This is a genomic window from Bacillus sp. FJAT-50079 (genome assembly GCF_018343515.1).
Classification (GTDB): Bacteria; Bacillota; Bacilli; order Bacillales; family Bacillaceae_C; genus Lederbergia.
In genome coordinates this window covers 71,473-93,283 of the sequence record NZ_JAGYPD010000002.1, presented here as the reverse complement: position 1 = coordinate 93,283, position 21,811 = coordinate 71,473, and the positions used below count along the sequence as shown (strand labels likewise).

Here is a 21,811-nt window from a genome sequence, read left to right as displayed (position 1 = left end):
CTAAACCCCCTATGGTATATTGATTATTAAAAAATAGCAATCGTACATCTACATTATTTCAATGCCACTTTACCTCGGATTTCAATTGCAACATCTGCATTTTTTAATAGATTACCAACTTCACAGCTTTTATCTGCTGCTTCTATTGCTCTTTCAGCAGATTGAACCTGATCTTCTCTATAAAATGATTATTGGATTGTGAGTAATGTTAAACCCATTACCTGATATCGCAGCCTCAGAATTTATTGATAGTTCTACTACGGGCAGTTTTCTGTTTTCAAGCATATATACAAGAGTTGCTATATAACATGTTGTTGCTGAAGAAACGAGAAGTTCTTTGGATCTGCACCGTTTCCACTGCCTCCCAAAGATGTTGGAATAGCAACTTTTGTATCAAGATGCTCCGCTTTCAATGTCCCATTCCCTGTTGCTCCACCATACCAAATAATTTGTCATATGCCATCCCAAAGTATAAAACTTCTATTTAAACAAGTTAAAATGTCAATGTTATATCCGCATCCTTTGCAAACTCTAAAAATGTAACGGCTCCACCTACTTCAATTCCATCAATAAAGTTCTCTTTTTCTAATCCCATCACATCCATTGTCATTTGACAGCCAATGAACGTTACACCCATTTCTTGTGCCATTGCAACTAATTCTGGAATGGCTGGAACATTGGATTTTGCAAAACCTTCTGCGAAATGCTCTTTTCCTTCTGGCATTGGAAGTTGCTGATCCGCCTCTTTATGAATTAAATTTAATCCTTCAAATGTGAAGAAAATTGCTACTTCTTGATCTGTTGCAGCAGCTGCTGTTGCGATATTAAACACTTTGTATGCATCAAATAATCCACCATTGCTTGCAATAATTGCTACCTTTTTCTCCATTGATGTTTTCTCCATTTCTTAACGCCTTAATAATATTTTGCGGATCAAAACCTACAATCCATTGGCCGTTAACTTCAGTTTGTGGTACTCCCAATTGTCCTGTTATTCTTACAAGTTGTTGCATAATCTCAGGTTGTGTTTCAACATTCACTACCCTAAACTGAATGCGTTGTTCTGATAAAAAGTTCTTTAACATAACACAATACGGGCATTGTGTTGTTGTATAAACGGTTACTGAATTCATTTAAACTCTCTCCTGATAGATATACCTGTATGGGTATTAAATTCCTCGAAAAATTTATCCCTCTATTCCTCCCCAAGAAAGCATCCCGCCTTGCATATTGATAACATTAAATCCTTGGCTTTCAAGAAATTGTGCTGCCTGACCACTTCTTCCTCCGGAACGGCAAACCATAATATATTCCTTTGACTTATCTAATTCATGCATACGAAACTCAACTAATCCTAGTGGGATGTTTATAGCTCCCGGAATTTTCCCTGTTGCTACTTCATCTACTTCACGTACATCGATGATGTTTAATATCTTTCCTTCATTAACTAAAAGCTTAACTTCTTTTGCAGTCATTTCTTTCATTGCAAATTCCTCCTTATCTCATTAGCGCCAAGCACTCATGCCACCTTTTACATTTGTCACCTTTGTAAAACCTAATTTTTTTAGTATTTTACTAGCCTTTTGGCTTCTCATTCCACTTTGACAAATGACAATTACTTCATTTTCCTTTAATAGCTCTTTATCAGCTTTTTGAGAAAGTTCATTGAGGGGAATATTTTTAAACCCTTTTATATGGCTTGCTTTAAATTCTCCAGGGGTTCGAACATCAATAAATTGCTTATTTTTGTTAATGAGTTCCTCTTTTACATCAGCTGCTGATATATGTCTGACACCTTTTGCTGGCAGAAAACGCTGTAAGACGAAAAAGACGAAAAATGCAATAACAATGTAGTTTACATATTCCATATCTTATACCTCCTTGTTATCCATCCACCTTATAAGTTAACTCTTTTTTATCCAAAATTTTAAAACATCATTTTCTTCTTCGTGTTTCAAAAGGTCGTGTCCGCCTGATTTTGCCCATGCTGGAAAATCGCTTTTTGCCCCCTTATCAGTTGTATGAATTTCTAAAACTTGCCCTGATGCAAGCTCATTCATCGCCATTTTTGTTTTTATGATCGGCATTGGACACATTAATCCTTTTGCGTTTAATATTTTATTTACAGTCATTTTCATTCCTCCATTCCATTTAATTACCTGTACCCCTATGGGTATATTACTAAGTTAAAAAAAGAATGTCAACCATAAATCATCTACTTTTTACAAGCAAGTTAACAGCTTCTTTAATTAATTCGTCCGTTTTACCCCCGTTTTTTTCAGCTTCTTGAACACATTCAACTAAGTTTGAACTCACAATCACACCTACGGTTCTGTCTACTGCTGAGCGAACAGCTGACAACTGGGTAACGACTTCTTTACAATCTTTGTTTTCTTCCATCATTTTTAAAATCCCTCTAAGTTGTCCTTCCATACGCTTTACTCTATTTTTAATTTGATCATTGTATTCCATATGAATTCTCCTTTCCATAACAAGAATAATATTATACCCTCGGAGGTATATTGTCAACAATATCATATTACTTCCTCTCTGAAACTTCTCAATTTTATTGTACTCACTATTTATTAATGACAATTGATAATTTGCATGATCGTTTAAGCCTTCTAAAAATTCATCTATAATTTGAGTAGATGGAAACTTACATTCAAGCAGGTAACAACCTTCTCCACTGATTTTATAGTTATGGATGATATATTGTTCTTTTGCTTTTATGAACGATAAATAAGGTTGATGGTAAATGTTTTGTGTCATTACGGTAATAAAAGCATGTATATGACACCCTACTATCCTCAATCACTCAGTTATCTTCTAATTTCGCAACCCTAGCAGAAGCAGCTTGCCAGTATGTGTTAGCGAAGTTTTTTGAGCGCACTCAAAAGAAGAAATTCATTTCTAAGTTAAAGGATGCAGCAACGATTATTTCTAAAACAGAGACGGTCATTTTTATCGGGATTGGTAGTTCAGGAACGTTCGCGGAATATGGAGCTAGATATTTTTCAAGCTTGGGAGAGTTTTCTATGTATATAAAAGATTGGTTTATGCCGATTCATGCCGACTTAAAAAATAGTATTACGATTGCTCTATCCGTTTCAGGAGAAAATTCGATTACTATGTCGCATATTCAAAAGTTAAAAGAAAAAGGTAGTAAGATTTTGAGTATTACCAACAATGAGCAATCTACAATTGCAAAAATATCTGATTTTAATATTTCCTATTATGTAACAGAAGAATTTTTTTGAAAGCATAAATATCACTACACAAATTCCAATTATTTTTATATTGGAAGAAATCGCACGAAAGGTGTATGACATGAATAGAAAGGAAAAATAAAAAGGTACAGGAAATTTGCCCTCACTGTACCTTAATTAATATAAAGGTTTTGACGCTCATCACCTATGGTGCATTAGCAAGTTTTAAAACACTTCTTCAAATAGATGAAATCTCTTTTTTTCCTAAGGATTGAGCAACAATAATGATCAGTCGCTAGGTTTTTCGAACACAATTGACACACTAAAAGATCTTAGTTCTAAATATTTCATGCGCTTTAAGCATAAGTGTAAAGGGTTATTTACTTTTCCAATTTCACCCTTTGTAGACGTAATGCGTTTAGTACGACCGACAAGGAACTAAATGCCATTGCCGCACCGGCAACCCAAGGAGCGAGTAGTCCGATTGCCGCAATTGGAATCCCTAGTGTATTATAGCCAAATGCCCAGAATAAGTTTTGTTTAATATTGCGCATCGTTTTGCGACTCATAATAATCGCGTCGGCAATACTGTTTAAGTCCCCACGGATCAGTGTCACATCAGCGGCTTCCATCGCAACGTCAGTCCCTGTACCAATGGCCATACCAATATCAGCCGTCGCTAGTGCTGGTGCATCATTAATGCCATCGCCGACCATTGCCACCTTTTTACCCTGTTGTTGTATCTTTTTCACTTCTTCTGCTTTACCTTCGGGAAGCACTTCCGCAATCACCGCGTCAATGCCAACCTCTTTAGCAATTGCCTGTGCTGTACGCTGGTTATCCCCTGTCATCATAATGACTTTAATCCCCATTTCGTGTAAGCGGCGTACAGCTTCTCGAGACGTATCTTTAATCGTATCTGCTACGGCAACTAGCCCTGCATATTGTCCATTAATTGCAGCCAACATCGTGGTTTTACCATTGCCCTCCAATTTTTCCATCGTTGGGAGGACCGATTGGATTTCAATACCATATTGTTGCATCAGTTTACGTGTACCAATGACAACGGCTTGACCTGAAACAGTTGCTTGTACACCATAACCCGGGATTGCTTCAAAAAATTGAACATTTCCAAGTTCGATACCTTTATCTTGAATCCCTTGGACAATTGCTTGTGCTAATGGGTGTTCAGATTGTTTTTCAGCCGCACCGATTAATGATAAAAAGTTTTCTTCGTCTTGGTCAGAAGCTAGTAAAACATCTGTTAATACAGGTTTACCATGTGTGACAGTTCCTGTTTTATCAACGACAACTGTGTCAATACTTTGCGTCTGCTCTAAGTACTCGCCGCCTTTGAACAAAATACCAAGCTCAGCTGAGCGGCCAGAGCCCGCCATAATCGATGTTGGTGTTGCAAGACCGAGCGCACATGGACACGCAATCACAAGGATGGTAATAAAAACTTCTAATGCTGGTGTGACTTCGCCTGGTCGAACCCATAAAATCCAAACAAGGAATGAGACGATCGCAATCCCTACTACGATCGGCACGAACACACCTGAAATTTTATCCGCTAAGCGCTGGATTTCTGCTTTTGAACCTTGCGCATCTTCGACGACTTTAATAATTTGCGCTAATGCGGTATCACGTCCAACTTTCGTTGCTTTCATTTGAATAAAACCATTTTTATTAATCGTTGAACCGAATAAGATGTCCCCTTGCTTTTTATCGATCGGAAGACTTTCTCCTGTTAACATTGATTCATCGACAGCAGTATTCCCTTCAAGTACTTCACCGTCAACGGGGATTTTTTCACCTGGCTTCACTAAAATGGTGTCCCCTATTACGACTTCTTCCAAAGGAATTTCTTTTTCAATACCGTCGCGCACAACAGTTGCAGTTTTTGCTTGTAAACCCATTAACTTTTTTATCGCTTCTGATGATCGCCCTTTTGCTTTTGCTTCAAAATATTTTCCTAAAAGAATGAGTGTAATCAATACCGCACTCGTTTCAAAGTAAAGATGCGGTTCGTGTTGAGAGCCGATCGTAACAATCGCTTGATATAAACTGTAGAAGTAAGCGACGGAAGTACCCATCGCAACAAGTACGTCCATATTTGCAGTGCCATTACGCAGTGATTTGTAAGCACCGACATAAAACTGTTTTCCGATCATAAATTGCACCGGTGTGGCGAGTGCCATTTGCAGCCACGGATTGATTAAGATATCTGGTAAGTAAAGGAATGATGTAAATGAAAAATGCCCGACCATCGTCCATAATAATGGTAACGACAAAATGGCTGAAATAATGAATTTTCGTTTCTGGTCTTTAATTGCCTTTTCACGGTAATCTACATGCTCTTTATTCTCCTGCTTTTGGTGTGCACCGTAACCAAGCTTCTCTACCTTTGCAATAATGTCTGCGATCGTTACCTCTGATGGATTATATACGATTGTTGCTTTTTCAAGCGCTAAATTAACGGTGGCAGATGCAATACCCTCCATTTTATTTAGCCCTTTTTCAATACCTAACGAACAATTTGCACAAGTCATTCCTGTAATATCAAATTCTGCTTTTTGTTTCACAACTCCGTAGCCAAGCGCTTCTATTTTCTTCTCTAAATCCGATTCACTCAGTTTTAAAGGATCATATTTGATCGATGATTTTTCTAGTGCCAGGTTGACGTTTGCCTGCTCGACACCTTCCATTTTATTTAACCCTTTTTCAATACCAGTCGCACACGCTGCACAAGTCATTCCTGTAATTTGTATATTTGCTTCTTTTACTTCTCTACTCATGATAATATCCACCTCTCATATACTTACCAGGGGTATATATATTTGAAAATTTGAGAGTGCTTTGGAAGCACTCTTATTCTACATCATATCCTTGATCTTCAATCGTTTCTTTAATTGTCTCAATTGATACTTGTGATTCATTGAATGATACTTCTACTTGTGCATCGGCTAATTTTACGTTTACTCGGTTAACACCTGCTAATTCACCAACGCTTCCCTCGATTTTCTTTACACAATGCCCACATGACATTCCCTCCACCTTTAATGTTATATTTCCCATGTTTTTCTCTCCTTTAAGTTAAATTTTTATCAATATGAAATTGATTCATATTTGGGCAACCTGAACAAGTTTTACTGTTTAATTTGCCCCCCTTTTTTATACTCATAGGGGGTATATATTTACGAAAAAAGAAAGATTATACCTTTAAGTACAATCATTTCTCCATATACCCCCATGTGGTGTAAGTGAAAATTCTATTTTTATTTTCAGACAAGATCATAGCCTTGATCTTCGATTGTTTCTTTAATTTTAGCTAATGTCGCTGCATTATCAAATTCCACTGCAACTTCATTATTATTTAAGTCTACTTTAACTGCAGCTACACCTGCAAGTTCCCCGACATTTGTTTCGATTGAATTCACACAGTGATTACATGACATTCCTTCAACTTTTAAGATTTCTTTCATATTAAATGCCTCCTAATTTATTGTAATTAATTTAACATACCCTATACCAGTATGTCAAAGAGTTTTTATTTTGTCATTGTTTTCATGACACTCATCAACTCTTTAATCGCCGTCTCACCATCTTGTCCTTTAATCGCGTTTACTACACAATGATGTGTATGATCTTCTAGTAACGCCAAAGAAACTTTATTCATCGCTGATTGGATTGCGCTAATTTGATGTAAAATATCTACACAATAACGATCATTTTCGATCATTTGATGAACGCCTCTTACTTGTCCCTCAATACGTTTTAATCGATTAAGAAGCTGTTGTTTATTAGGTTGAACGGTTGTTTTAGGTGTTTCTGACATATATTTCACTCCTCAAGGTTCAATTATACCCCGTACCCCTATATTAACAATTTCCTTTCAGCAGGTCAATAAATATGTTTCTACCTATTTGAGTGAGTCACCATCAAACGAGTCGTTTATTACTCGACTTTTCAAATTTTCTACTCCATAACGTTTTACAAATTTAAAAAGATTTTCTCTTTTCTTCCCATATTCAACATAAATAGCAATGATTTTGTCAACAGCTTCATACAATTGTTCAGGTTGTACTTGCTCTATGGTAAGTGTACCTGCTTGAGCATTTATCCCTTTTGTCTTTCCCCCAATCAATGAGCGAGGCACTGGTAATGATAAAAGACAGCTTCATCATTTTTATTTACATTAACTCCTAATGTTAAGCCTATATCCAATTGAATGATTAGAGTCAGCTAGAATATTGTAGCTAAGACATCTATTGGGGACATGCAAGATTAGCAGGGGAAGTGAGAACAATGAATGTATAAAATATTTAATTCTTTATAAAAAATGCCTGTTTAGAATGAACTTCCAAACAGGCTAATCATATGGTGAAGGTTTTTATTGATAACCGGAATATTTAATCTTAATTCATTTATTTTTAATCATTTAATCCCTTTCCGTCAAGAATTTGTTGTACGTATTTTTCCACTCTCGACACTCTTGTTTTAGATTGTTTCGCTGAAGAAAAATAAAAAATATAGGCTCGTTGTCGCCCCGGTGTCAATGCTTCAAAAGCAGTTTTTAATTCAGGGATTTCATCAAATTTATTTTGAAGTTCTTCTGGAATGTCATATTCTTCATGTTTTTTTAAACTTACTTTCAAACCGGCTTTTTCGATTTCAATCGCTTCAAAAATATATTCTTTTATAACATTTTCCAATTCAAGGATTTCTTGGACATTGGTAAACCGAATCTGGCGCGCCGCCTGAACATTTTCTGTTTGCTGAATTAAAATCCCATTTGGATCCTTTAATAAAGCACCTTTATGAAATAAAAGCGCACAATATTCTTTAAATCCATGAATTAACACGACGTTTTTGTTCTCAAGTGTATAACAAGGATGCATCCACTTGAAGTCTTCGGTTAGTTCACAGTCAAGAATGATATTTCTCAGCAGCTCATATTCTTCTTTCCATTTTTTCGCCTTGCTTAAAAATTGATCCACCTTAGGATTCATTTTACTCTTTATCATTAAGGATCACTCCAATTCAATTTTTCGACCAGTCGTCAATTATGAATGATCTTGTCTCCATCCTATCTGTCAGTTTTTACCTTTATAAAAAAATTATTAAACTTGAAGTATTTTTTTGGATTACGAGGTGTTAGTAAGGTCGTCATACAGCGATTGTCTTAATAAATACGAGTAAATACATTCTCACTTATTCTAGGGAGACGCTTATCATTAGATATTATTTCTCCCACACATAATAAACAAAAGACAAAAGTTGCCCATTCAAATTAATTTCTTCAGTACCTGTCGCTGTGTACTTAAATCCGTTTTTCTCCAAGACCTTTTGAGATGCTATATTATTTGTTGTCGTCTTCGCTAAAATCTTTTTTATACCCAGCTTACTGATTGTTTTTAAAAAAAGCCCCAATCCTTTATTAGCAATGCCTTTTCCAGTGTATGCTTTTCCTACTCTATAACCTATATGGCCTACACCTTCTGATTTTTCAATATCTACTACATTCATTCTTCCAAGAATTAAACCTTCTGTATTTTTAATCAAATAAAAATACATTAACCCTCGAGCTTGCTCATTCATTAAAGCTTCGTTCCTTCTTTTAAAAGTTTCATAGATATAGTAATCATCTCCACGGCCTGGCACCATTTCCTCAAAAAAATCCCTATTTTCAAGTTCAAAATCAAATAACTTCTCTAAATCTTTAGCGTGTAATTTCTCAATTAAAATTTCCAATTTTATTACCACCGATTCAAATAATCACATACTAGACTTATCATCCATTACTTTCATAAACATCTTACTCTTATTACCCTAACTATTTCCACCTTTCCGATATATTGCTTCTTTTCCATTTTATAAGAAATTATTTAAATTTGTTAAGCTAGTCAACTTCTCACTCCTTCTCTATCCACTTACTTAATCAAGTAGCTTTATATAATAGTTGGATCGAATAGAAAATCTGGTAATTGGTAATTACCTTTATGTATAGTAAATAAAAACAATGCAAAATTAGTATTAGAAAAGCTAATTTTGCATGTAACTTTGGAGCTATTGAGTCATAGAATAAATTGCATTAGAGCAATGAGGGTCGTCCCCCATTGCTTTAATTTGGCGGAGTTTATGCTTTCTTTTTTGCTGGGTATCCGATGAAGATAGAGATGATTCCGCAGATTCCTATAAGAATTGGATAGAAAGAGTATTGTAGGATGCTCACAGGCGATATTCCGGCTACACTTGCTGCTGCCAGAAGCTGGGCTCCATACGGTAGAAGCCCTTGGACCGCACAGGAGAATATGTCTAATATACTTGCAGACTTTCTTGGCTCAATCCCATACTGATCCGCAATATTTTTTGCAAGCGGACCGGCAATTAAAATAGCAATCGTATTATTGGCCGTCGATAAATCAGTTAGGCTAACAAGACCAGCAATCCCAAATTCTGCTCCCTTTTTCGATTTAATCCTTCGAGTCACAAGATGAAGCAGAAAGTCTATTCCACCATTAAATTTAATAACCTCCACCATTCCAGCGATTAATATTGCAAGAAAGGCGATTTCATACATGCCTGCCATTCCTTCACCAATCTTTTGCAAAAGACTCATGAAATGATAGCTACCGTCCACTAAACCAACAGCCCCAGCGAGAACAATCCCGAGAGCGAGAACCAGGAAAACATTCATTCCAGCCAACGCAAAAATAATAACCAAAACATAGGGAACAATTTTTACCCAACTATAGCTTAAATGTTCCACCTGTGCCGCTTCACCCATTGTGATGATCCCTAAAATAATGCCCGTTACAATAGCTGCCGGCAAAACAATCCAAAAATTCACCTTAAATTTATCCTGCATTTGTGCACCTTGTGAACGAACGGCAGTAATAGTTGTATCTGAAATAAACGATAGATTGTCGCCAAACATCGAACCGCCAATAATCGCAGCGATCGCTAAAGCCATCGAAAGATCGGTATGCCCGCTTATCCCAACACCAATTGGCGCCAGTGCAACAATCGTTCCCATCGATGTCCCCATTGACAAGGAAATAAAGCAGGCAATGATGAACAAGCCTACGACTAGCAGGTTTTGGGGAACGACTGATAAAGCAAAATTAACAGTGGACTCGACTGCCCCCATACCTTTTGCTACCTCTGAAAAGGCCCCGGCCAAAAGGAAAATAATTACCATCAGCATGACATTTAAATTTCCTGCTCCTTGGCAAAAAAGATCAACCTTTCGCGCAAACGGTTCTTTTCGATTCATTGCCAGAGCCACGGCTCCCGAAATGACAATAGCTACTATGACAGGAAAGGCATAGAAATCACCTATAACCACCCCTGAGCCAATAAATAAAGTCAAAAACACAACAAATGGGATCAACGCCCATGGATTCCCCTTTTTCATTGTTACACCTCCAAAAAATAAAATAGAACACGTCTTTTGCCCATTCTTTGCACGAAAAAAGACCTCATCTTGAAACAACAAGAAGAGGCCTTATATCTATAAAACACTTTTCTTATCTATCAAGCTGTTGCTTGCTGGATTTGGCACAGCAACCTAATCACTAAGTTCCGCTGCCGAGATCTCATCGGGCCAGTCCCTCCTTCTCTCTTAATAAGAAGTAAATAACTTATTTATTACAGTAATATAGATTACACACTTTCTATTACTTTATCAATATAATATTTATGGATATTTTTGTCTGCTAAATGAAACTAAAAATGTTGAAATTGCAAAGACTTTTCGGAGGTAAAGCATTCTGCATTCTCCAAATATAAACTAAGAAATATGATATTACAAAAAGGAAGATTTTCCAGCGTGTTGATATTAAATGGATGAATACCATTTAATGAACCTTTACCTTTCTTAATAAGGGTATTTTCGATTCTTTCGTTGTAAAGCATGAGAATAAATAACAACCTGTGATTACGATGGCAGTACCGATTCCTTGTACCAAAGTCAATTGTTCGCCTAAGAATAGAAAAGCTAAAATTGCTGTAAAGATCGGATTAAAATTTAGCAAAACTCCTGAAGTCATTGAAGCTAATTTTTGGACACTAATATTCCAAAGGATCATACAGACTACTGTTGAGATCACACCTGTATAAAGCATAGCAGCTAAGAAAGAAGGATTGATATTAGAAATAATTAAATTTGGGGCACTCAAAGGCAGGAGAATCATTAATCCAAAAATAGCGGAGTATAAAGTAGACATCAAAACTGAAGTTTTGGTCATCGCCCACTTTGTGCAAATCGTATATAAGCCCCATACACATACAGCAGCTATCATCCATAACACAATACCCCCGCCTGATTTTTAGGCGGGGGTAAAATAAAGTTGTTTAACCAAACTATCTACGGCGCTTAATGGAGTAAAAACAGGGTTATAATTTGCTAACAATTAAAAGGGGACAAAATTTATTTATCGTTCTCCTTCTGCCATATTTACAAGTGTTCTTCCTCTTGCTTGACCTTTCAATAAAGTTGGTAGAACATCTGGAAGTTGCTGAAGTGTTATTTCTTGTTGAATAAATTGTTCTAAGTTTGCTGGCTTGAATTCTGTTGCTAAACGATTCCACACTTTCAATCGTGTTTCCATGGGGCAATAAACAGAATCGATTCCTAGTAAATTTATCCCTCGTAAAATAAAGGGGAAGACGGTTGTCGGGAGCTTTGTCCCTGCTGTTAATCCACTCATTGCAACTGAACCGCCATACATGATTTGACTTAATAGAGATGCCAATGGTTCGCCACCAACTGGATCGACGGCAGCTGCCCATTTTTGTTTACCTAATGCTTTGATTTTCCCACTAAATACCTCGTCGCGTGAAACAATTGAAGACGCTCCAAGTTTTTTTAAATACTCATGTTCAGATTCTTTCCCTGTACTTGCTTCCACTTGATAACCTAGAGTTGAGAGGATAGAGACAGCAAAGCTACCAACACCACCAGTTGCACCTGTGACAAGTACCGCTCCCTTTTCTGGTGAAACACTATTTTCTTCTAGTCGTTGAATGGACAATGCTGCAGTAAAACCAGCTGTTCCGATAATCATTGCTTCCTTTAACGTCATCGCTTTTGGAAGTGGAACAATCCACTTAGCTGGGATACGAGCATATTCACTATATCCCCCATAATGGGAAACACCAATCTCATAGCTAGTGGCAATAACCTCGTCACCTTCTTGAAATCGAGGATCTTCAGATGAAATGACGACTCCCGCTAAGTCAATTCCCGGTACAAATGGATAGGTGTTGACGATGTTACCATTAGGAATAGTAGCGAGACTATCTTTATAGTTCACACCAGAATAATGGACGCGAATCAATACCTCTCCTTCTGGCAAATCTTGAAGGGTTAGTTTTTGAAGTTTCACAGAAAATTGATCTTCTTGTTTATTTACAGTGAGTGCATCAAATGGTTGCATCATAGTTATTTACTCCTTTCGATTATGGAAATATCTTATTAAATTAATTATACAAGAAATAAACTATACGAAAACCATTGGACCTAATATGCTAACCTGCATACTTTTGTTTGAAATCTAAAACTGATTTTTGCAACACTAAATGTTAATCCTTTATATGAATCTCCTTGTGAGTACAAATATTTTAAAAACTTAGATTAGTATACTGATGAAATTAGTTCTTTGCGGTAAGTTTTTCATGTGCATAAGCTAGTCCATTCACTTATTGTGCGGCATGTATGAATTCGCCAAAATGAAAGCTCAGATGTTCATGGTAAGCGCCCGATACATAAAAAGAGCACAACTGCATCCCGAAATAGCACCTCATTGCTGAAATATGGAGAATGCGAAAAATCTATTAAATAGCACCAGTTAGATATATAGAACCATCAAATCTTCGTCAAAATACTGCCCGTTAAATTTCAGGGCACTCCGTTCTACGCCATAGACTTCAAATCCCACTGACTTGTATAACTTTTTTGCGGAGTCATTTTCAGATACAACAGTTAAGTTTATTTGTTCCAAACCATCACAATTTTTCGCCCTCCTTATAAGTTCAACCATAAGTGATTTTCCTAAACACTGCTCTCGAAAATCTGGTGCTACATACATCCCGAAAATATTCCCTTTATGACTAGTTTTAAGGCTGTTTTCACGCATAAAAGTTACGCTTCCAACTAACGAACCATTATCAGCAAAAGCACCTATAACAAATTTGTCTTTAGTTGGTTTTAATCGCTCTACAACAGTTTCTAGTGGGAATTTCACTTCCCTCTCATATGTTGAACCAAATGCTTCCGGGTTGACTTTTAATCCACTCAATCGTCATTTTTGGTATAGCTGAGCATCAGACTCATTTAAAATACGAATATTCATTAGCTCTCTCCCCAGTTTCTTTCGTTTCACTTTTATCATACTAGTTGTTGAACTAAACTACACCGTTATTTTTTCACAATATGACCCGATTAACAGATACATTGACTTATTCATTATGTGCACTCGATTGTTAGAAAAAATCTAATTCCCATTTTACATCTAAACTTACATCAAAAAAGAATATGCTGGTTTTCACTCTATATCACTTCGAGGTGACTTAACTTTTTTGCTACTACAAAGAGCCTGATTAGAACGCTTTTCGCTGGTAGATCATAGTAGTGATTCCCCAAGAAATCACATAGATGACCATGAGAACGATTGTCACACCCATATATAAAGTCGGAGCAGATATATTCATAATAAACTCAGTAATTGCTGGTAAGTGTTCAGTAATAAACCATATTACAGGCCGTGCGATCCATGTTAAAAGAACAAAGCTAATAAGAACAGCTGTTGTAATATAGCCTGGTTTTAATATGTAAAATAGAGGAAACGTAAGCGCAGCAAATAATAAGAATAAGCCACTGCCAATCGCGATATCTGTGATCGTAAAAGGTTTATTGAAAACAAATAATGCTAAACTTGTCACCCCAATAGATAAAAACATATAGACAATCGCACCAAGATAGCGTGATGCAATAATTTCCTTACGTGTGTAAGGTAAGGAATTTAATAAAATATTCGTCTCTGCTTTTTCATCGTACCCAAAAGCATTTAAGGGAATAAAAATACCGGCAACGAGAAAAGTTACAACTGGAGGAGCCCCCATAACGATAAAAAATAATATAAAAGGAATACCAATAACTAACTGCCTTTTCTGCAATATGGCATCGCGTCTAATTAAATTAAGCATGCTGTATGCCCCCTTTGTAGTAATACATAATATCGTCCAGTGATGCTTGTTCAATGATGACTGAATCTCCAAATGTATCCTTCACTGCTTGAAAATTATCCGTCAATGCTTCAAACCCTGTTGGTGCACGGTGTATACGAATAAAGGCTTTTTCTGTGTCTCTATCGAGAAGATCCAATCCTCCTTTAACAAGAGCATAGTTTTCAGCTACATCGTGAATGGAATGATTAAAAACTAATTCCCCCTTTTGTATGAAAGCAATATAATCTGCAATTCGATCTAAATCCGTTGTTATATGCGTAGAAAAGAAAATCGTCCGATTGCTATTAAGCATTAATTCCTGTAAAAGAACCAATAGCTCTCGTCTAAAAATCGGGTCTAAGCCAGCTGTTGGCTCATCCATAATGATTAGCTCAGCATGATGTGATAAAGCTAATGCCAATGAAGCCTTCATTTGCATCCCTTTTGAGAATGTTTTAATCGCCTTGTTAAGCGGTAATTCGAATTGTTCAATGTATCGATAAAATAATCGATCATCCCACTGTTTATAAGCTGGTGCTACGATACGTTTGATATCTTTTAAGTTCAGTCCTTGAAAAAATACATTGCCATCGTAGACAAACCCAATGCGCTCCTTAATCTCTTTCTCATGCGTTTTGTAGTCCAATCCGAAAAGCTTAACCTGGCCAGCATCTGGTCTTAATAAATTCATCATCATTTTTATCGTTGTCGACTTGCCAGCTCCATTCGCTCCGATGAATCCTGTGACAAAGCCTTGCTTCACTTGTAAATCTATATTTTCAACGGAAAAATCTTTGAATTTCTTCGTTACATTTTTTAATTCGACCACGTTTTCCATTCATTTCACTCCTCAGATAAAATCTGCAACAATTGTTGTAACTCATCTATTGAAAGGCCGATTTCCCTGCTATTCGCTATGACTGCACTCAGCTGCTCCTCTATGACCTTCAGTTTCTTCTCCTTTATCACCTCTAAATTTTGCTCTGCGATAAAAGATCCTTTGCCGACAATGGAATAGATAAATCCTGCTTTCTCCAATTCCTCATAAGCACGTTTCGTCGTAATCACACTAATTTGTAAATCCTTTGCGAGATTTCGCATGGAAGGGATTGCGTCTCCTTCCTTTAATTCACCTGATAAAATCAATGCTTTCATTTGATTCGTAATTTGTTCATAAATCGGCTCCTTTGAACTGTTGGAAATAATGATTTGCATGCCAATCCCTCTACTTTCCTTTTTTGAAAACGCATTTGAATCACAATAGCAATCACCTAATTGGTAGTAAGTGGTTAGGAATAAGAAGTGATCTGTTCAGTAAAGCGCTTCGACTCCAAAATCCGCTTTATACTATCTAATCCAGCTAACTGGAAGAGAATGGAGCATTTTTTCTTTGGCTTACTTTTGAATTCAGCTTCCCCCTTTACTTCATGTTGATTAATTATTAAATTTTGATCGCTAAACTCGTGTCTTGAATAATGTATATATACTATATATACATCATATACATGCATATGATATCGCGCAACCATTTTTATTGATACCGAATATCATTCATATTTTAGTAACTCTCCCGTTTCAGCAACTAACTCTAATCTTTAACAATTATCACTTTTTTCTATCGACTCCATTTTTTCAAGGACTCTCTTAATTCGATTATATCTTTGTAGAAAAATTGGATAAATATTTATTATGACATTCAATGCAGTAAAGAATAATAGAAATATAATATCTAAAATTCCATCAAAAAAATAAAAATCCTGATCTGATAAAGTAAGATTATTATTGCTATAATGACGTGACTTCTTTCACTTTTTTAGATTTATTCTCAAATTCGATTATTCCTTCTTTTGGAAATATATTCAAAAATTATCATTAAATAGGACTCGTTTTTTCTTTTCCTCGCTAATCTAAGCAGTAACCTTTTAAACGATTTTAATCCTAAAATTTCATATATTTTACCCCACTGTTCTGCATTATTTAATTAGAACTATGCATCGAATTTCGAAAGTCGCAAACTGTCAGTCATATTTAAAATGAATGAATATGAAACATGGGAAAAATCTCTGCTTGCGATCAAAGCAGGTACTTTTGAAATCTTCATATATTAGGGGAATGATTAGGGGTTGTTATTTAATGATTCTAAAAAAGCAACAATACTTACTAACACTTATAGATTATTGACACTTTCACTTAAATTGCGTATAATTACTTACAAACACTTAATAAGCAGGTGAATTTTTTGTATCAAGAAGAAAGATTGGAATTAATTATCGATTTTCTCAAAAAGCATAAACGGATTACTGCTGAACAAATCTGCTCTCTTTTTGATGTATCTAGAGACACGGCTAGAAGAGATCTTGTCAAACTAGAAGAAGAAAAACGCATTGTGAGAACACGAGGTGGTGCGATCCTCCCACCTGTTCATAATGAAGTTAAAAGCTATATTAATCGCTTAAATACGGTAACGGAAGAGAAAAAGATGATTGGAAATAAGGCTGCATCATTCATTTATCCAGGTGATAAAGTGATCTTGGATGCCTCGACAACCGTTCAAGCATGTGCGGAACAAATCGAAAACATGGAGTGTACGATTATTACCAATTCAATTAACCAAGCTGAAGTACTATCCTCTAAGTCAGATATCAATATCCAACTTCTAGGAGGTACACTTCAAAAAGAGCACCGTTTTCTTTACGGTTCCGCCGTTTCAGAAAAGCTATCAGAATACTATGTAGATAAAGTGTTTATCGGAGTTATAGGAATATCGGAAAATGGCTTAACAATCGCTCATGAAGAGGATGGTCTCGTCAAACGAAAAATGATTCAGCAAGCAAAGCAAGTGATCGCATTAGCCGATCATACAAAAGTAGGACTCACAGGTTTTTTCCGTTTTGCGGACTTACGGGATATCGATCTTCTGATCACAGACCGCGCTCCTCAAAAGGAGTTTAGAGAGCTGTTGCGTAAAAACAATGTTGAACTTTTAACAGCTGATTTGGAAGAGGAGGATGAATAAGATGGTAGAATTAATTGCTATCGATTTGGATGGTACATTACTAAATGAAGAAAACCAAATTAGTAAGAAAAATTTAGAAGCACTCGAGTTTGCCCAAGCCAATGGGGTTGAAGTCGTTATTGCTACTGGGAGGGCCCATTTTGACGTCCAAACCATTTTTAAAGATACTGGCTTAAAAACCTGGATCATCGGGGCCAATGGAGCAACCATTCATCAGCCAAATGGTGAACTGTTCCATTCTGTTTCGATCAATCAGCAAGATGCATTCCAAATTTTGAACTGGCTAGAGCAAGAACAATACTATTATGAAGTTTTCAGTAATGATTCCATATTCACTCCACAGAACGGTCGGGAACTATTAGCCATTGAAATGGACAGAATGAAAAGCGCAAATCCAGAAGTAAGCAATGAACAACTCATAAAAGCTGCTGAGAAGCAATACAGCCAAAGCGGATTTTCCTTTATTTCATCTTATAATGACCTGATCAACACGAATGTTGATGTTTATAACATTCTTGCCTTTTCATTTGATGAAGAAAAACTCCAAAAAGGAAAGGCACAATTTAAAAATATGAAAGATGTTACAATGGTCACTTCCGCTGAGCATAACTTTGAATTCGAACACATAAAAGCATCAAAAGGAATTGCCTTAGAGATACTGACTAAAAGATTAGAATTGGATCTAGTGGATACGGCTGCGGTTGGTGATAACTTTAATGATTTATCTATGCTTCGAATTGCTGGAAGAAGCGCCGCCATGGCAAATGCACCAGAGGAAATTAGGAATGCCTGCCAGGAAATCACGCTAACAAACAGTGATGACGGAGTAGCTCATTTTATTTACTCTTTACTACGGAGTACGTTGTAATATTTACCTAAAAAACATAAGCAAAACCCACATTGGCGTAACACAAAAAGTGGCGTGACAATGTGGGTTTTACTATTACTATAAGCTTCATTCTATTACTTGACCCGTACATAAAATTACTGCTGAATGATTTGAATCAGGTTGCCGCATGTATCATCGAAGACAGCTATTGTCATTTCTCCCATTTTTGTCGGCTCCATCGTAAACTTCACGCCTTTTTCCACTAATCGTTTGTACTCTGCTTGAATATCAGCAACGCCAAACATGGTTACCGGGATGCCTTCAGCAAATAACTTCTCTTGATACTCTTTTGCTGCTGGATGGTTATTCGGCTCAAGTAAAAGCTCGGTCCCTTTTTGATCCTCAGAAGAAACAAGCGTTATCCACCTATATTCTCCTGTCGGAACGTCATGCTTTTTTACAAATCCCAGTGTATCTGAATAAAATTCTAGCGCCTTATCTTGGTCTTCTACGAAGATACTTGTAACAATGATTTTCATCATGTTTTACCTCCCTTAATAGTTGCATTATCTGGCTTCGCTCAGAAAAACATACATTCATCAAATTTTTCCTAATAATATTACTCTAGCCATCCTTTCAGCAAATTTTTAAGTGGTTCGTTTTGGAATATTAGTACCCGATATCTTCCCTTTCGTTTGGATTTTACAAGTCCTGCCTCTTCCAATACAGAAAGATGTTTAGCGATCGCCTGTCGTGAAATGGAAAGTTCATGCTTAGTAATCAGGCGTACTGTAAGTTCATATAGCGTTTGCTCATTACGTTCGGAAAGTTCGTCTAATATTAGTCGTCGCGTCGAGTCACCAAGTGCTTTGAATATAACATCTTTATTCCCATTCATAGATCGATCATAAGCAACTTTAAGGTTGCATGTCAAATATAAGCAACTGAATAGTTGCCTAATTTAGGAATCGAATTGTGCACTCATAACAAGTTAAATCATATCTATACACGTTTTTTATGAGGTAAACTGGTAATTTTAGTTTTTCATGCTAGTAGCTTTCATTAATGCAATTGTATCCGTACTTATCAATATCAGCCAAACGCAGTATATTAATACACATCATACTTTTAATATCGTTTCTGTTATTCATATTCACAAACTATGATCTTCCTTCTTTACTATAATCGCATAAGCAATAGTTCCAAATAAATAGCCTATTCCACTTCCTATACTAATTGTAAATACTAGAACGCTAGGTTTGAAAAACATGCCGAAAAGTACACCGATAGCGCCACCAAAAATCATTCCCAATGGAATTAAACTATCTATTAAAACTTTAGTGTTGTCTCTTGAGCTTTTCATACCTAATCCTCCCCCCTATTTATAATTATTTGTAGTACATTTTCAATCCCATGAGTATCACTATCTATTCTGGACTTATAGCAGTTTCATTTTATGTTATGTGCGATTTCATGTTGCACATAAACGCATCCTAATTTGTCAGAAAAAACAATCCTTTATGATCATATTATCTTTAAATTTTGTTATTATCAAACTTAATTTCCAACATCTGCTCATCATCTAACTCCTTCAATTTCCCTATAAAAAATTATATTCAGCACTATGGTCATTAAATGTGAGAGCTTTGGCAGTATTTTATTAATCACTTGGAATCCTTACTCTACATATTCATAAAGTTTTACTTACTGTCCAACGACCAGACGAGTTGAAAAAATAACTATTGAAAAGGATAATAAACCTATCGATAGAAAAGAGGTTATAGACAAGATGATTTCTATAAGAAATGTTCGTTCTGCAGATTTAGAACAGATGTTAATTATTGAGAATGAGGGATTTTCAATGGAAGAAGCTGCCACGCGAGAAGCATTTGTGGAAAGGATTCAATTAATACCTGATACATTTATTGTGGCTGAAAAGCAAGGAAAAATCCTTGGTTATGTTAATGGACCGATCATTGATCAACCTTATATAACAGATGATCTTTTTGAGAAAATCAAAGAGAATCCGAAAAGTGGAGGATTTCAAAGTGTTTTAGGATTGGCCGTGTCCAAACAGGATAGAAATCAAGGAATTGCAAAGCTTTTGATTGAAAAGTTGGAAGAGCTAGTCGTAGAAAATGAAAGAGAAGGAATCACGTTAACGTGTAAACAGGATTTAGTTTCTTTTTATGAAAGATTTGGATTTGTTAACCATGGCATGTCCGAATCACAACATGGAGGAATACGCTGGTACAATATGGTTAAGTTAAGGAAGATCATTTAACCTTGAATCAGATAATGGTATAAATTCTTATTGGCCATGAATTGGAAAGGTTGGACAAAAGAAAAAAGACTGGATCACCATTGGATTCAGTCCGACTTTGGGTTGATTTTACGATTGGATCAAGATTAAGTTCTTTTCCCCCATGGTCCTTACTAATGTCCCAACTATTATGATTCGCTCCATTAGAACAAAAATCTAATTGCAGCCATACATACGATTCCTACTATCACTGTAATGGACAAACTCTTCGTCCATATAGCTACGATCAGTGTTGGTATAATAGCAACAAGAGTACTCCAATCAATGGATAGTAATGATTGTCCTTGAATGATAAAGCTATCAACAATAAGTGCAGCAAAAATACAAATCGGAATGTAAGAAAGCCATTTGACTACTATCTTCGGTAGCTGTATATTTCTTATCACTATAAATGGAATCACTCTCGGAATAAAGGTTACAACGGCACACCCTAAAATGATTAATAAAATGGATAAATTGATACTCATTTGTCTTTTACCACTCCAATCGTTGCAGCAATGATTGTCGATAAGAGAATCGCAATGTAAGATGGAACAAACATACAGAAAATCAACATCAATAGAACAACATAAACAATTAATGATAGATAAAACTTCAATTTACCTTGATCCATGTTTTGTAATTGCAATACAAGTAATGCTAAAAACATTGCTGTTAATGAAAAATCTAAACCAAATACTTCTGGATTTGAAATCCATTTACCAAAGATAGCTCCCAACATACAAGATAAAATCCAGAATAAATATGCGGTAATATTTAAACCATTCATCCATTTGTCATTTAAAGGTACTCTTTTAGCAATTTTACTAGCCGCTACACCAAATGACTCATCTGTTACAAGCGCTCCAATCCCGATATTTTTCATTAAAGAATATTTTGTAAAGTGCGGAGCTAATGCCATACTTAATAAAAAATGGCGTAAATTTACAATGAAAGTTGTAAAGACAATGACTGAAATCGGACTTCCTGCCACTAACAATGCACAAATAATAAACTGGGATGCACCAGCATAAACGAATACCGATAAAAGCGTAATTTCAAATATACTTAGATTGGATGATGCACCAACAATCCCCATGGCAAGCCCAATACTGATGTAGCCAATTAAAGTTGGAACGCAATCTTTTACCCCTTGAGAAAAAGTAGAGAGCTTTTCTTCCTTATGTATTTTATATGCTAATTCATTCATTATTCCCTCACCT

The 21,811-nt window shown here is 36.0% G+C and carries 28 protein-coding genes, 1 pseudogene and 1 riboswitch; of the genes and pseudogenes, 4 read left to right on the top strand and 25 right to left on the bottom strand.

Annotated features, from left to right (window positions below; translation table 11 throughout):
- Positions 1-493: 493 nt before the first annotated feature.
- The 6 genes from KHA95_RS04260 to KHA95_RS04235 all read right to left on the bottom strand — a co-directional run bounded on the left by KHA95_RS04260 (position 494) and on the right by KHA95_RS04235 (position 2,472).
- Entirely contained in the window at positions 494-889 is a 396-nt protein-coding gene (locus tag KHA95_RS04260) for a DsrE/DsrF/DrsH-like family protein (protein WP_213136253.1), read from the bottom strand.
- Positions 843-1,133, bottom strand: a complete 291-nt coding sequence (locus KHA95_RS04255) for a glutaredoxin family protein (RefSeq protein ID WP_213136252.1) — start codon at positions 1,131-1,133, stop codon at positions 843-845. The genes KHA95_RS04260 and KHA95_RS04255 overlap by 47 nt, the downstream gene beginning before the upstream one ends.
- Before the next feature lie 54 nt (positions 1,134-1,187).
- Positions 1,188-1,484, bottom strand: coding sequence for a rhodanese-like domain-containing protein (locus KHA95_RS04250; RefSeq protein WP_213136251.1), 297 nt, complete (start codon positions 1,482-1,484; stop codon positions 1,188-1,190).
- A gap of 21 nt (positions 1,485-1,505) precedes the next feature.
- On the bottom strand, positions 1,506-1,868 hold the full coding sequence (locus KHA95_RS04245) for a rhodanese-like domain-containing protein (protein ID WP_213136250.1): 363 nt from the start codon (positions 1,866-1,868) through the stop codon (positions 1,506-1,508).
- 36 nt (positions 1,869-1,904) lie between these two features.
- A complete protein-coding gene (locus KHA95_RS04240; protein WP_213136249.1) occupies positions 1,905-2,132 on the bottom strand; it encodes a sulfurtransferase TusA family protein in 228 nt (75 codons plus the stop codon).
- A 79-nt stretch (positions 2,133-2,211) separates the two neighbouring features.
- Entirely contained in the window at positions 2,212-2,472 is a 261-nt protein-coding gene (locus KHA95_RS04235) for a metal-sensitive transcriptional regulator (protein ID WP_213136248.1), read from the bottom strand.
- A 395-nt stretch (positions 2,473-2,867) separates the two neighbouring features.
- Here KHA95_RS04235 and KHA95_RS22850 point away from each other — a divergent pair, with 395 nt between their 5' ends.
- Positions 2,868-3,260 (top strand): SIS domain-containing protein, encoded by a 393-nt coding sequence (locus KHA95_RS22850; RefSeq protein ID WP_349305437.1) that lies wholly within the window; start codon positions 2,868-2,870, stop codon positions 3,258-3,260.
- A 329-nt stretch (positions 3,261-3,589) separates the two neighbouring features.
- Here KHA95_RS22850 and KHA95_RS04225 read toward each other — a convergent pair whose 3' ends face one another.
- The 14 genes and pseudogenes from KHA95_RS04225 to KHA95_RS04160 all read right to left on the bottom strand — a co-directional run bounded on the left by KHA95_RS04225 (position 3,590) and on the right by KHA95_RS04160 (position 15,656).
- Positions 3,590-6,007 (bottom strand): heavy metal translocating P-type ATPase, encoded by a 2,418-nt coding sequence (locus KHA95_RS04225; RefSeq protein ID WP_213136247.1) that lies wholly within the window; start codon positions 6,005-6,007, stop codon positions 3,590-3,592.
- Positions 6,008-6,080: 73 nt separating this feature from the next.
- On the bottom strand, positions 6,081-6,287 hold the full coding sequence (gene copZ, locus KHA95_RS04220; protein ID WP_213136246.1) for a copper chaperone CopZ: 207 nt from the start codon (positions 6,285-6,287) through the stop codon (positions 6,081-6,083).
- 206 nt (positions 6,288-6,493) lie between these two features.
- On the bottom strand, positions 6,494-6,694 hold the full coding sequence (gene copZ / locus KHA95_RS04215; protein WP_213136245.1) for a copper chaperone CopZ: 201 nt from the start codon (positions 6,692-6,694) through the stop codon (positions 6,494-6,496).
- 65 nt (positions 6,695-6,759) lie between these two features.
- Positions 6,760-7,047, bottom strand: a complete 288-nt coding sequence (locus KHA95_RS04210) for a metal-sensitive transcriptional regulator (RefSeq protein ID WP_213136244.1) — start codon at positions 7,045-7,047, stop codon at positions 6,760-6,762.
- 84 nt (positions 7,048-7,131) lie between these two features.
- A complete protein-coding gene (locus tag KHA95_RS04205) occupies positions 7,132-7,356 on the bottom strand; it encodes a hypothetical protein (protein WP_249316581.1) in 225 nt (74 codons plus the stop codon).
- Between the two features lie 286 nt (positions 7,357-7,642).
- Complete coding sequence (locus tag KHA95_RS04200) at positions 7,643-8,236, bottom strand: YdeI/OmpD-associated family protein (RefSeq protein WP_213136242.1); 594 nt, start codon at positions 8,234-8,236, stop codon at positions 7,643-7,645.
- A gap of 217 nt (positions 8,237-8,453) precedes the next feature.
- On the bottom strand, positions 8,454-8,963 hold the full coding sequence (locus KHA95_RS04195; protein ID WP_213136241.1) for a GNAT family N-acetyltransferase: 510 nt from the start codon (positions 8,961-8,963) through the stop codon (positions 8,454-8,456).
- 385 nt (positions 8,964-9,348) lie between these two features.
- Positions 9,349-10,629, bottom strand: coding sequence for a Na+/H+ antiporter NhaC family protein (locus tag KHA95_RS04190; protein ID WP_213136240.1), 1,281 nt, complete (start codon positions 10,627-10,629; stop codon positions 9,349-9,351).
- Positions 10,630-10,738: 109 nt separating this feature from the next.
- A riboswitch (SAM riboswitch) is annotated at positions 10,739-10,846 on the bottom strand.
- Between the two features lie 225 nt (positions 10,847-11,071).
- Positions 11,072-11,521: pseudogene (locus tag KHA95_RS04185) on the bottom strand (DMT family transporter); the annotation flags it as partial.
- 126 nt (positions 11,522-11,647) lie between these two features.
- Entirely contained in the window at positions 11,648-12,655 is a 1,008-nt protein-coding gene (locus KHA95_RS04180) for an NADPH:quinone oxidoreductase family protein (protein ID WP_213136239.1), read from the bottom strand.
- A 408-nt stretch (positions 12,656-13,063) separates the two neighbouring features.
- Complete coding sequence (locus KHA95_RS04175; RefSeq protein ID WP_249316579.1) at positions 13,064-13,513, bottom strand: GNAT family N-acetyltransferase; 450 nt, start codon at positions 13,511-13,513, stop codon at positions 13,064-13,066.
- 301 nt (positions 13,514-13,814) lie between these two features.
- Complete coding sequence (locus KHA95_RS04170; protein ID WP_213136238.1) at positions 13,815-14,420, bottom strand: ABC-2 transporter permease; 606 nt, start codon at positions 14,418-14,420, stop codon at positions 13,815-13,817.
- On the bottom strand, positions 14,413-15,279 hold the full coding sequence (locus KHA95_RS04165; RefSeq protein ID WP_213136237.1) for an ABC transporter ATP-binding protein: 867 nt from the start codon (positions 15,277-15,279) through the stop codon (positions 14,413-14,415). Before KHA95_RS04165 ends, KHA95_RS04170 begins: the two co-directional genes overlap by 8 nt.
- A gap of 5 nt (positions 15,280-15,284) precedes the next feature.
- A complete protein-coding gene (locus tag KHA95_RS04160; RefSeq protein ID WP_213136236.1) occupies positions 15,285-15,656 on the bottom strand; it encodes a GntR family transcriptional regulator in 372 nt (123 codons plus the stop codon).
- 1,024 nt (positions 15,657-16,680) lie between these two features.
- Between KHA95_RS04160 and KHA95_RS04155 the strand changes: the two genes are divergently transcribed.
- On the top strand, positions 16,681-17,457 hold the full coding sequence (locus KHA95_RS04155) for a DeoR/GlpR family DNA-binding transcription regulator (protein ID WP_213136235.1): 777 nt from the start codon (positions 16,681-16,683) through the stop codon (positions 17,455-17,457).
- A gap of 1 nt (position 17,458) precedes the next feature.
- Positions 17,459-18,325, top strand: coding sequence for a Cof-type HAD-IIB family hydrolase (locus KHA95_RS04150; RefSeq protein ID WP_213136234.1), 867 nt, complete (start codon positions 17,459-17,461; stop codon positions 18,323-18,325).
- Between the two features lie 116 nt (positions 18,326-18,441).
- Here KHA95_RS04150 and KHA95_RS04145 read toward each other — a convergent pair whose 3' ends face one another.
- The 3 genes from KHA95_RS04145 to KHA95_RS04135 all read right to left on the bottom strand — a co-directional run bounded on the left by KHA95_RS04145 (position 18,442) and on the right by KHA95_RS04135 (position 19,649).
- A complete protein-coding gene (locus KHA95_RS04145; protein WP_213136905.1) occupies positions 18,442-18,825 on the bottom strand; it encodes a VOC family protein in 384 nt (127 codons plus the stop codon).
- A gap of 80 nt (positions 18,826-18,905) precedes the next feature.
- Positions 18,906-19,184 (bottom strand): ArsR/SmtB family transcription factor, encoded by a 279-nt coding sequence (locus KHA95_RS04140; RefSeq protein ID WP_213136233.1) that lies wholly within the window; start codon positions 19,182-19,184, stop codon positions 18,906-18,908.
- A 255-nt stretch (positions 19,185-19,439) separates the two neighbouring features.
- Entirely contained in the window at positions 19,440-19,649 is a 210-nt protein-coding gene (locus KHA95_RS04135; RefSeq protein ID WP_249316577.1) for a hypothetical protein, read from the bottom strand.
- A 426-nt stretch (positions 19,650-20,075) separates the two neighbouring features.
- On the opposite strand from KHA95_RS04135, the gene KHA95_RS04130 reads away from it, so the two are divergent.
- Positions 20,076-20,570: a GNAT family N-acetyltransferase gene (locus KHA95_RS04130; protein WP_213136232.1), complete on the top strand. Its 495-nt coding sequence runs from the start codon at positions 20,076-20,078 to the stop codon at positions 20,568-20,570.
- Positions 20,571-20,752: 182 nt separating this feature from the next.
- On the opposite strand, the gene KHA95_RS04125 is transcribed toward KHA95_RS04130, so the two are convergent.
- Positions 20,753-21,076: an AzlD domain-containing protein gene (locus tag KHA95_RS04125; protein ID WP_213136231.1), complete on the bottom strand. Its 324-nt coding sequence runs from the start codon at positions 21,074-21,076 to the stop codon at positions 20,753-20,755.
- Positions 21,073-21,798, bottom strand: coding sequence for an AzlC family ABC transporter permease (locus KHA95_RS04120; protein WP_213136230.1), 726 nt, complete (start codon positions 21,796-21,798; stop codon positions 21,073-21,075). Before KHA95_RS04120 ends, KHA95_RS04125 begins: the two co-directional genes overlap by 4 nt.
- Positions 21,799-21,811: the final 13 nt, after the last annotated feature.

What these genes read in the sequence shown, in the direction of transcription:
- KHA95_RS04150 (WP_213136234.1), top strand. Translation starts at nt 17,459, where the DNA reads ATGGTAGAATTAATTGCTATCGATTTGGATGGTACATTACTAAATGAA.
- KHA95_RS04200 (WP_213136242.1), bottom strand. Translation starts at nt 8,236, where the DNA reads ATGATAAAGAGTAAAATGAATCCTAAGGTGGATCAATTTTTAAGCAAG.
- KHA95_RS04240 (WP_213136249.1), bottom strand. Translation starts at nt 2,132, where the DNA reads ATGACTGTAAATAAAATATTAAACGCAAAAGGATTAATGTGTCCAATG.
- KHA95_RS04190 (WP_213136240.1), bottom strand. Translation starts at nt 10,629, where the DNA reads ATGAAAAAGGGGAATCCATGGGCGTTGATCCCATTTGTTGTGTTTTTG.
- copZ (WP_213136246.1), bottom strand. Translation starts at nt 6,287, where the DNA reads ATGGGAAATATAACATTAAAGGTGGAGGGAATGTCATGTGGGCATTGT.
- copZ (WP_213136245.1), bottom strand. Translation starts at nt 6,694, where the DNA reads ATGAAAGAAATCTTAAAAGTTGAAGGAATGTCATGTAATCACTGTGTG.
- KHA95_RS04260 (WP_213136253.1), bottom strand. Translation starts at nt 889, where the DNA reads ATGGAGAAAAAGGTAGCAATTATTGCAAGCAATGGTGGATTATTTGAT.
- KHA95_RS04125 (WP_213136231.1), bottom strand. Translation starts at nt 21,076, where the DNA reads ATGAGTATCAATTTATCCATTTTATTAATCATTTTAGGGTGTGCCGTT.
- KHA95_RS04170 (WP_213136238.1), bottom strand. Translation starts at nt 14,420, where the DNA reads ATGCTTAATTTAATTAGACGCGATGCCATATTGCAGAAAAGGCAGTTA.
- KHA95_RS04250 (WP_213136251.1), bottom strand. Translation starts at nt 1,484, where the DNA reads ATGAAAGAAATGACTGCAAAAGAAGTTAAGCTTTTAGTTAATGAAGGA.
- KHA95_RS04210 (WP_213136244.1), bottom strand. Translation starts at nt 7,047, where the DNA reads ATGTCAGAAACACCTAAAACAACCGTTCAACCTAATAAACAACAGCTT.
- KHA95_RS04165 (WP_213136237.1), bottom strand. Translation starts at nt 15,279, where the DNA reads ATGGAAAACGTGGTCGAATTAAAAAATGTAACGAAGAAATTCAAAGAT.
- KHA95_RS04160 (WP_213136236.1), bottom strand. Translation starts at nt 15,656, where the DNA reads ATGCAAATCATTATTTCCAACAGTTCAAAGGAGCCGATTTATGAACAA.
- KHA95_RS04245 (WP_213136250.1), bottom strand. Translation starts at nt 1,868, where the DNA reads ATGGAATATGTAAACTACATTGTTATTGCATTTTTCGTCTTTTTCGTC.
- KHA95_RS04225 (WP_213136247.1), bottom strand. Translation starts at nt 6,007, where the DNA reads ATGAGTAGAGAAGTAAAAGAAGCAAATATACAAATTACAGGAATGACT.
- KHA95_RS04145 (WP_213136905.1), bottom strand. Translation starts at nt 18,825, where the DNA reads ATGAAAATCATTGTTACAAGTATCTTCGTAGAAGACCAAGATAAGGCG.
- KHA95_RS04255 (WP_213136252.1), bottom strand. Translation starts at nt 1,133, where the DNA reads ATGAATTCAGTAACCGTTTATACAACAACACAATGCCCGTATTGTGTT.
- KHA95_RS04135 (WP_249316577.1), bottom strand. Translation starts at nt 19,649, where the DNA reads ATGAAAAGCTCAAGAGACAACACTAAAGTTTTAATAGATAGTTTAATT.
- KHA95_RS04235 (WP_213136248.1), bottom strand. Translation starts at nt 2,472, where the DNA reads ATGGAATACAATGATCAAATTAAAAATAGAGTAAAGCGTATGGAAGGA.
- KHA95_RS04180 (WP_213136239.1), bottom strand. Translation starts at nt 12,655, where the DNA reads ATGATGCAACCATTTGATGCACTCACTGTAAATAAACAAGAAGATCAA.
- KHA95_RS04140 (WP_213136233.1), bottom strand. Translation starts at nt 19,184, where the DNA reads ATGAATGGGAATAAAGATGTTATATTCAAAGCACTTGGTGACTCGACG.
- KHA95_RS04120 (WP_213136230.1), bottom strand. Translation starts at nt 21,798, where the DNA reads ATGAATGAATTAGCATATAAAATACATAAGGAAGAAAAGCTCTCTACT.
- KHA95_RS04130 (WP_213136232.1), top strand. Translation starts at nt 20,076, where the DNA reads ATGATTTCTATAAGAAATGTTCGTTCTGCAGATTTAGAACAGATGTTA.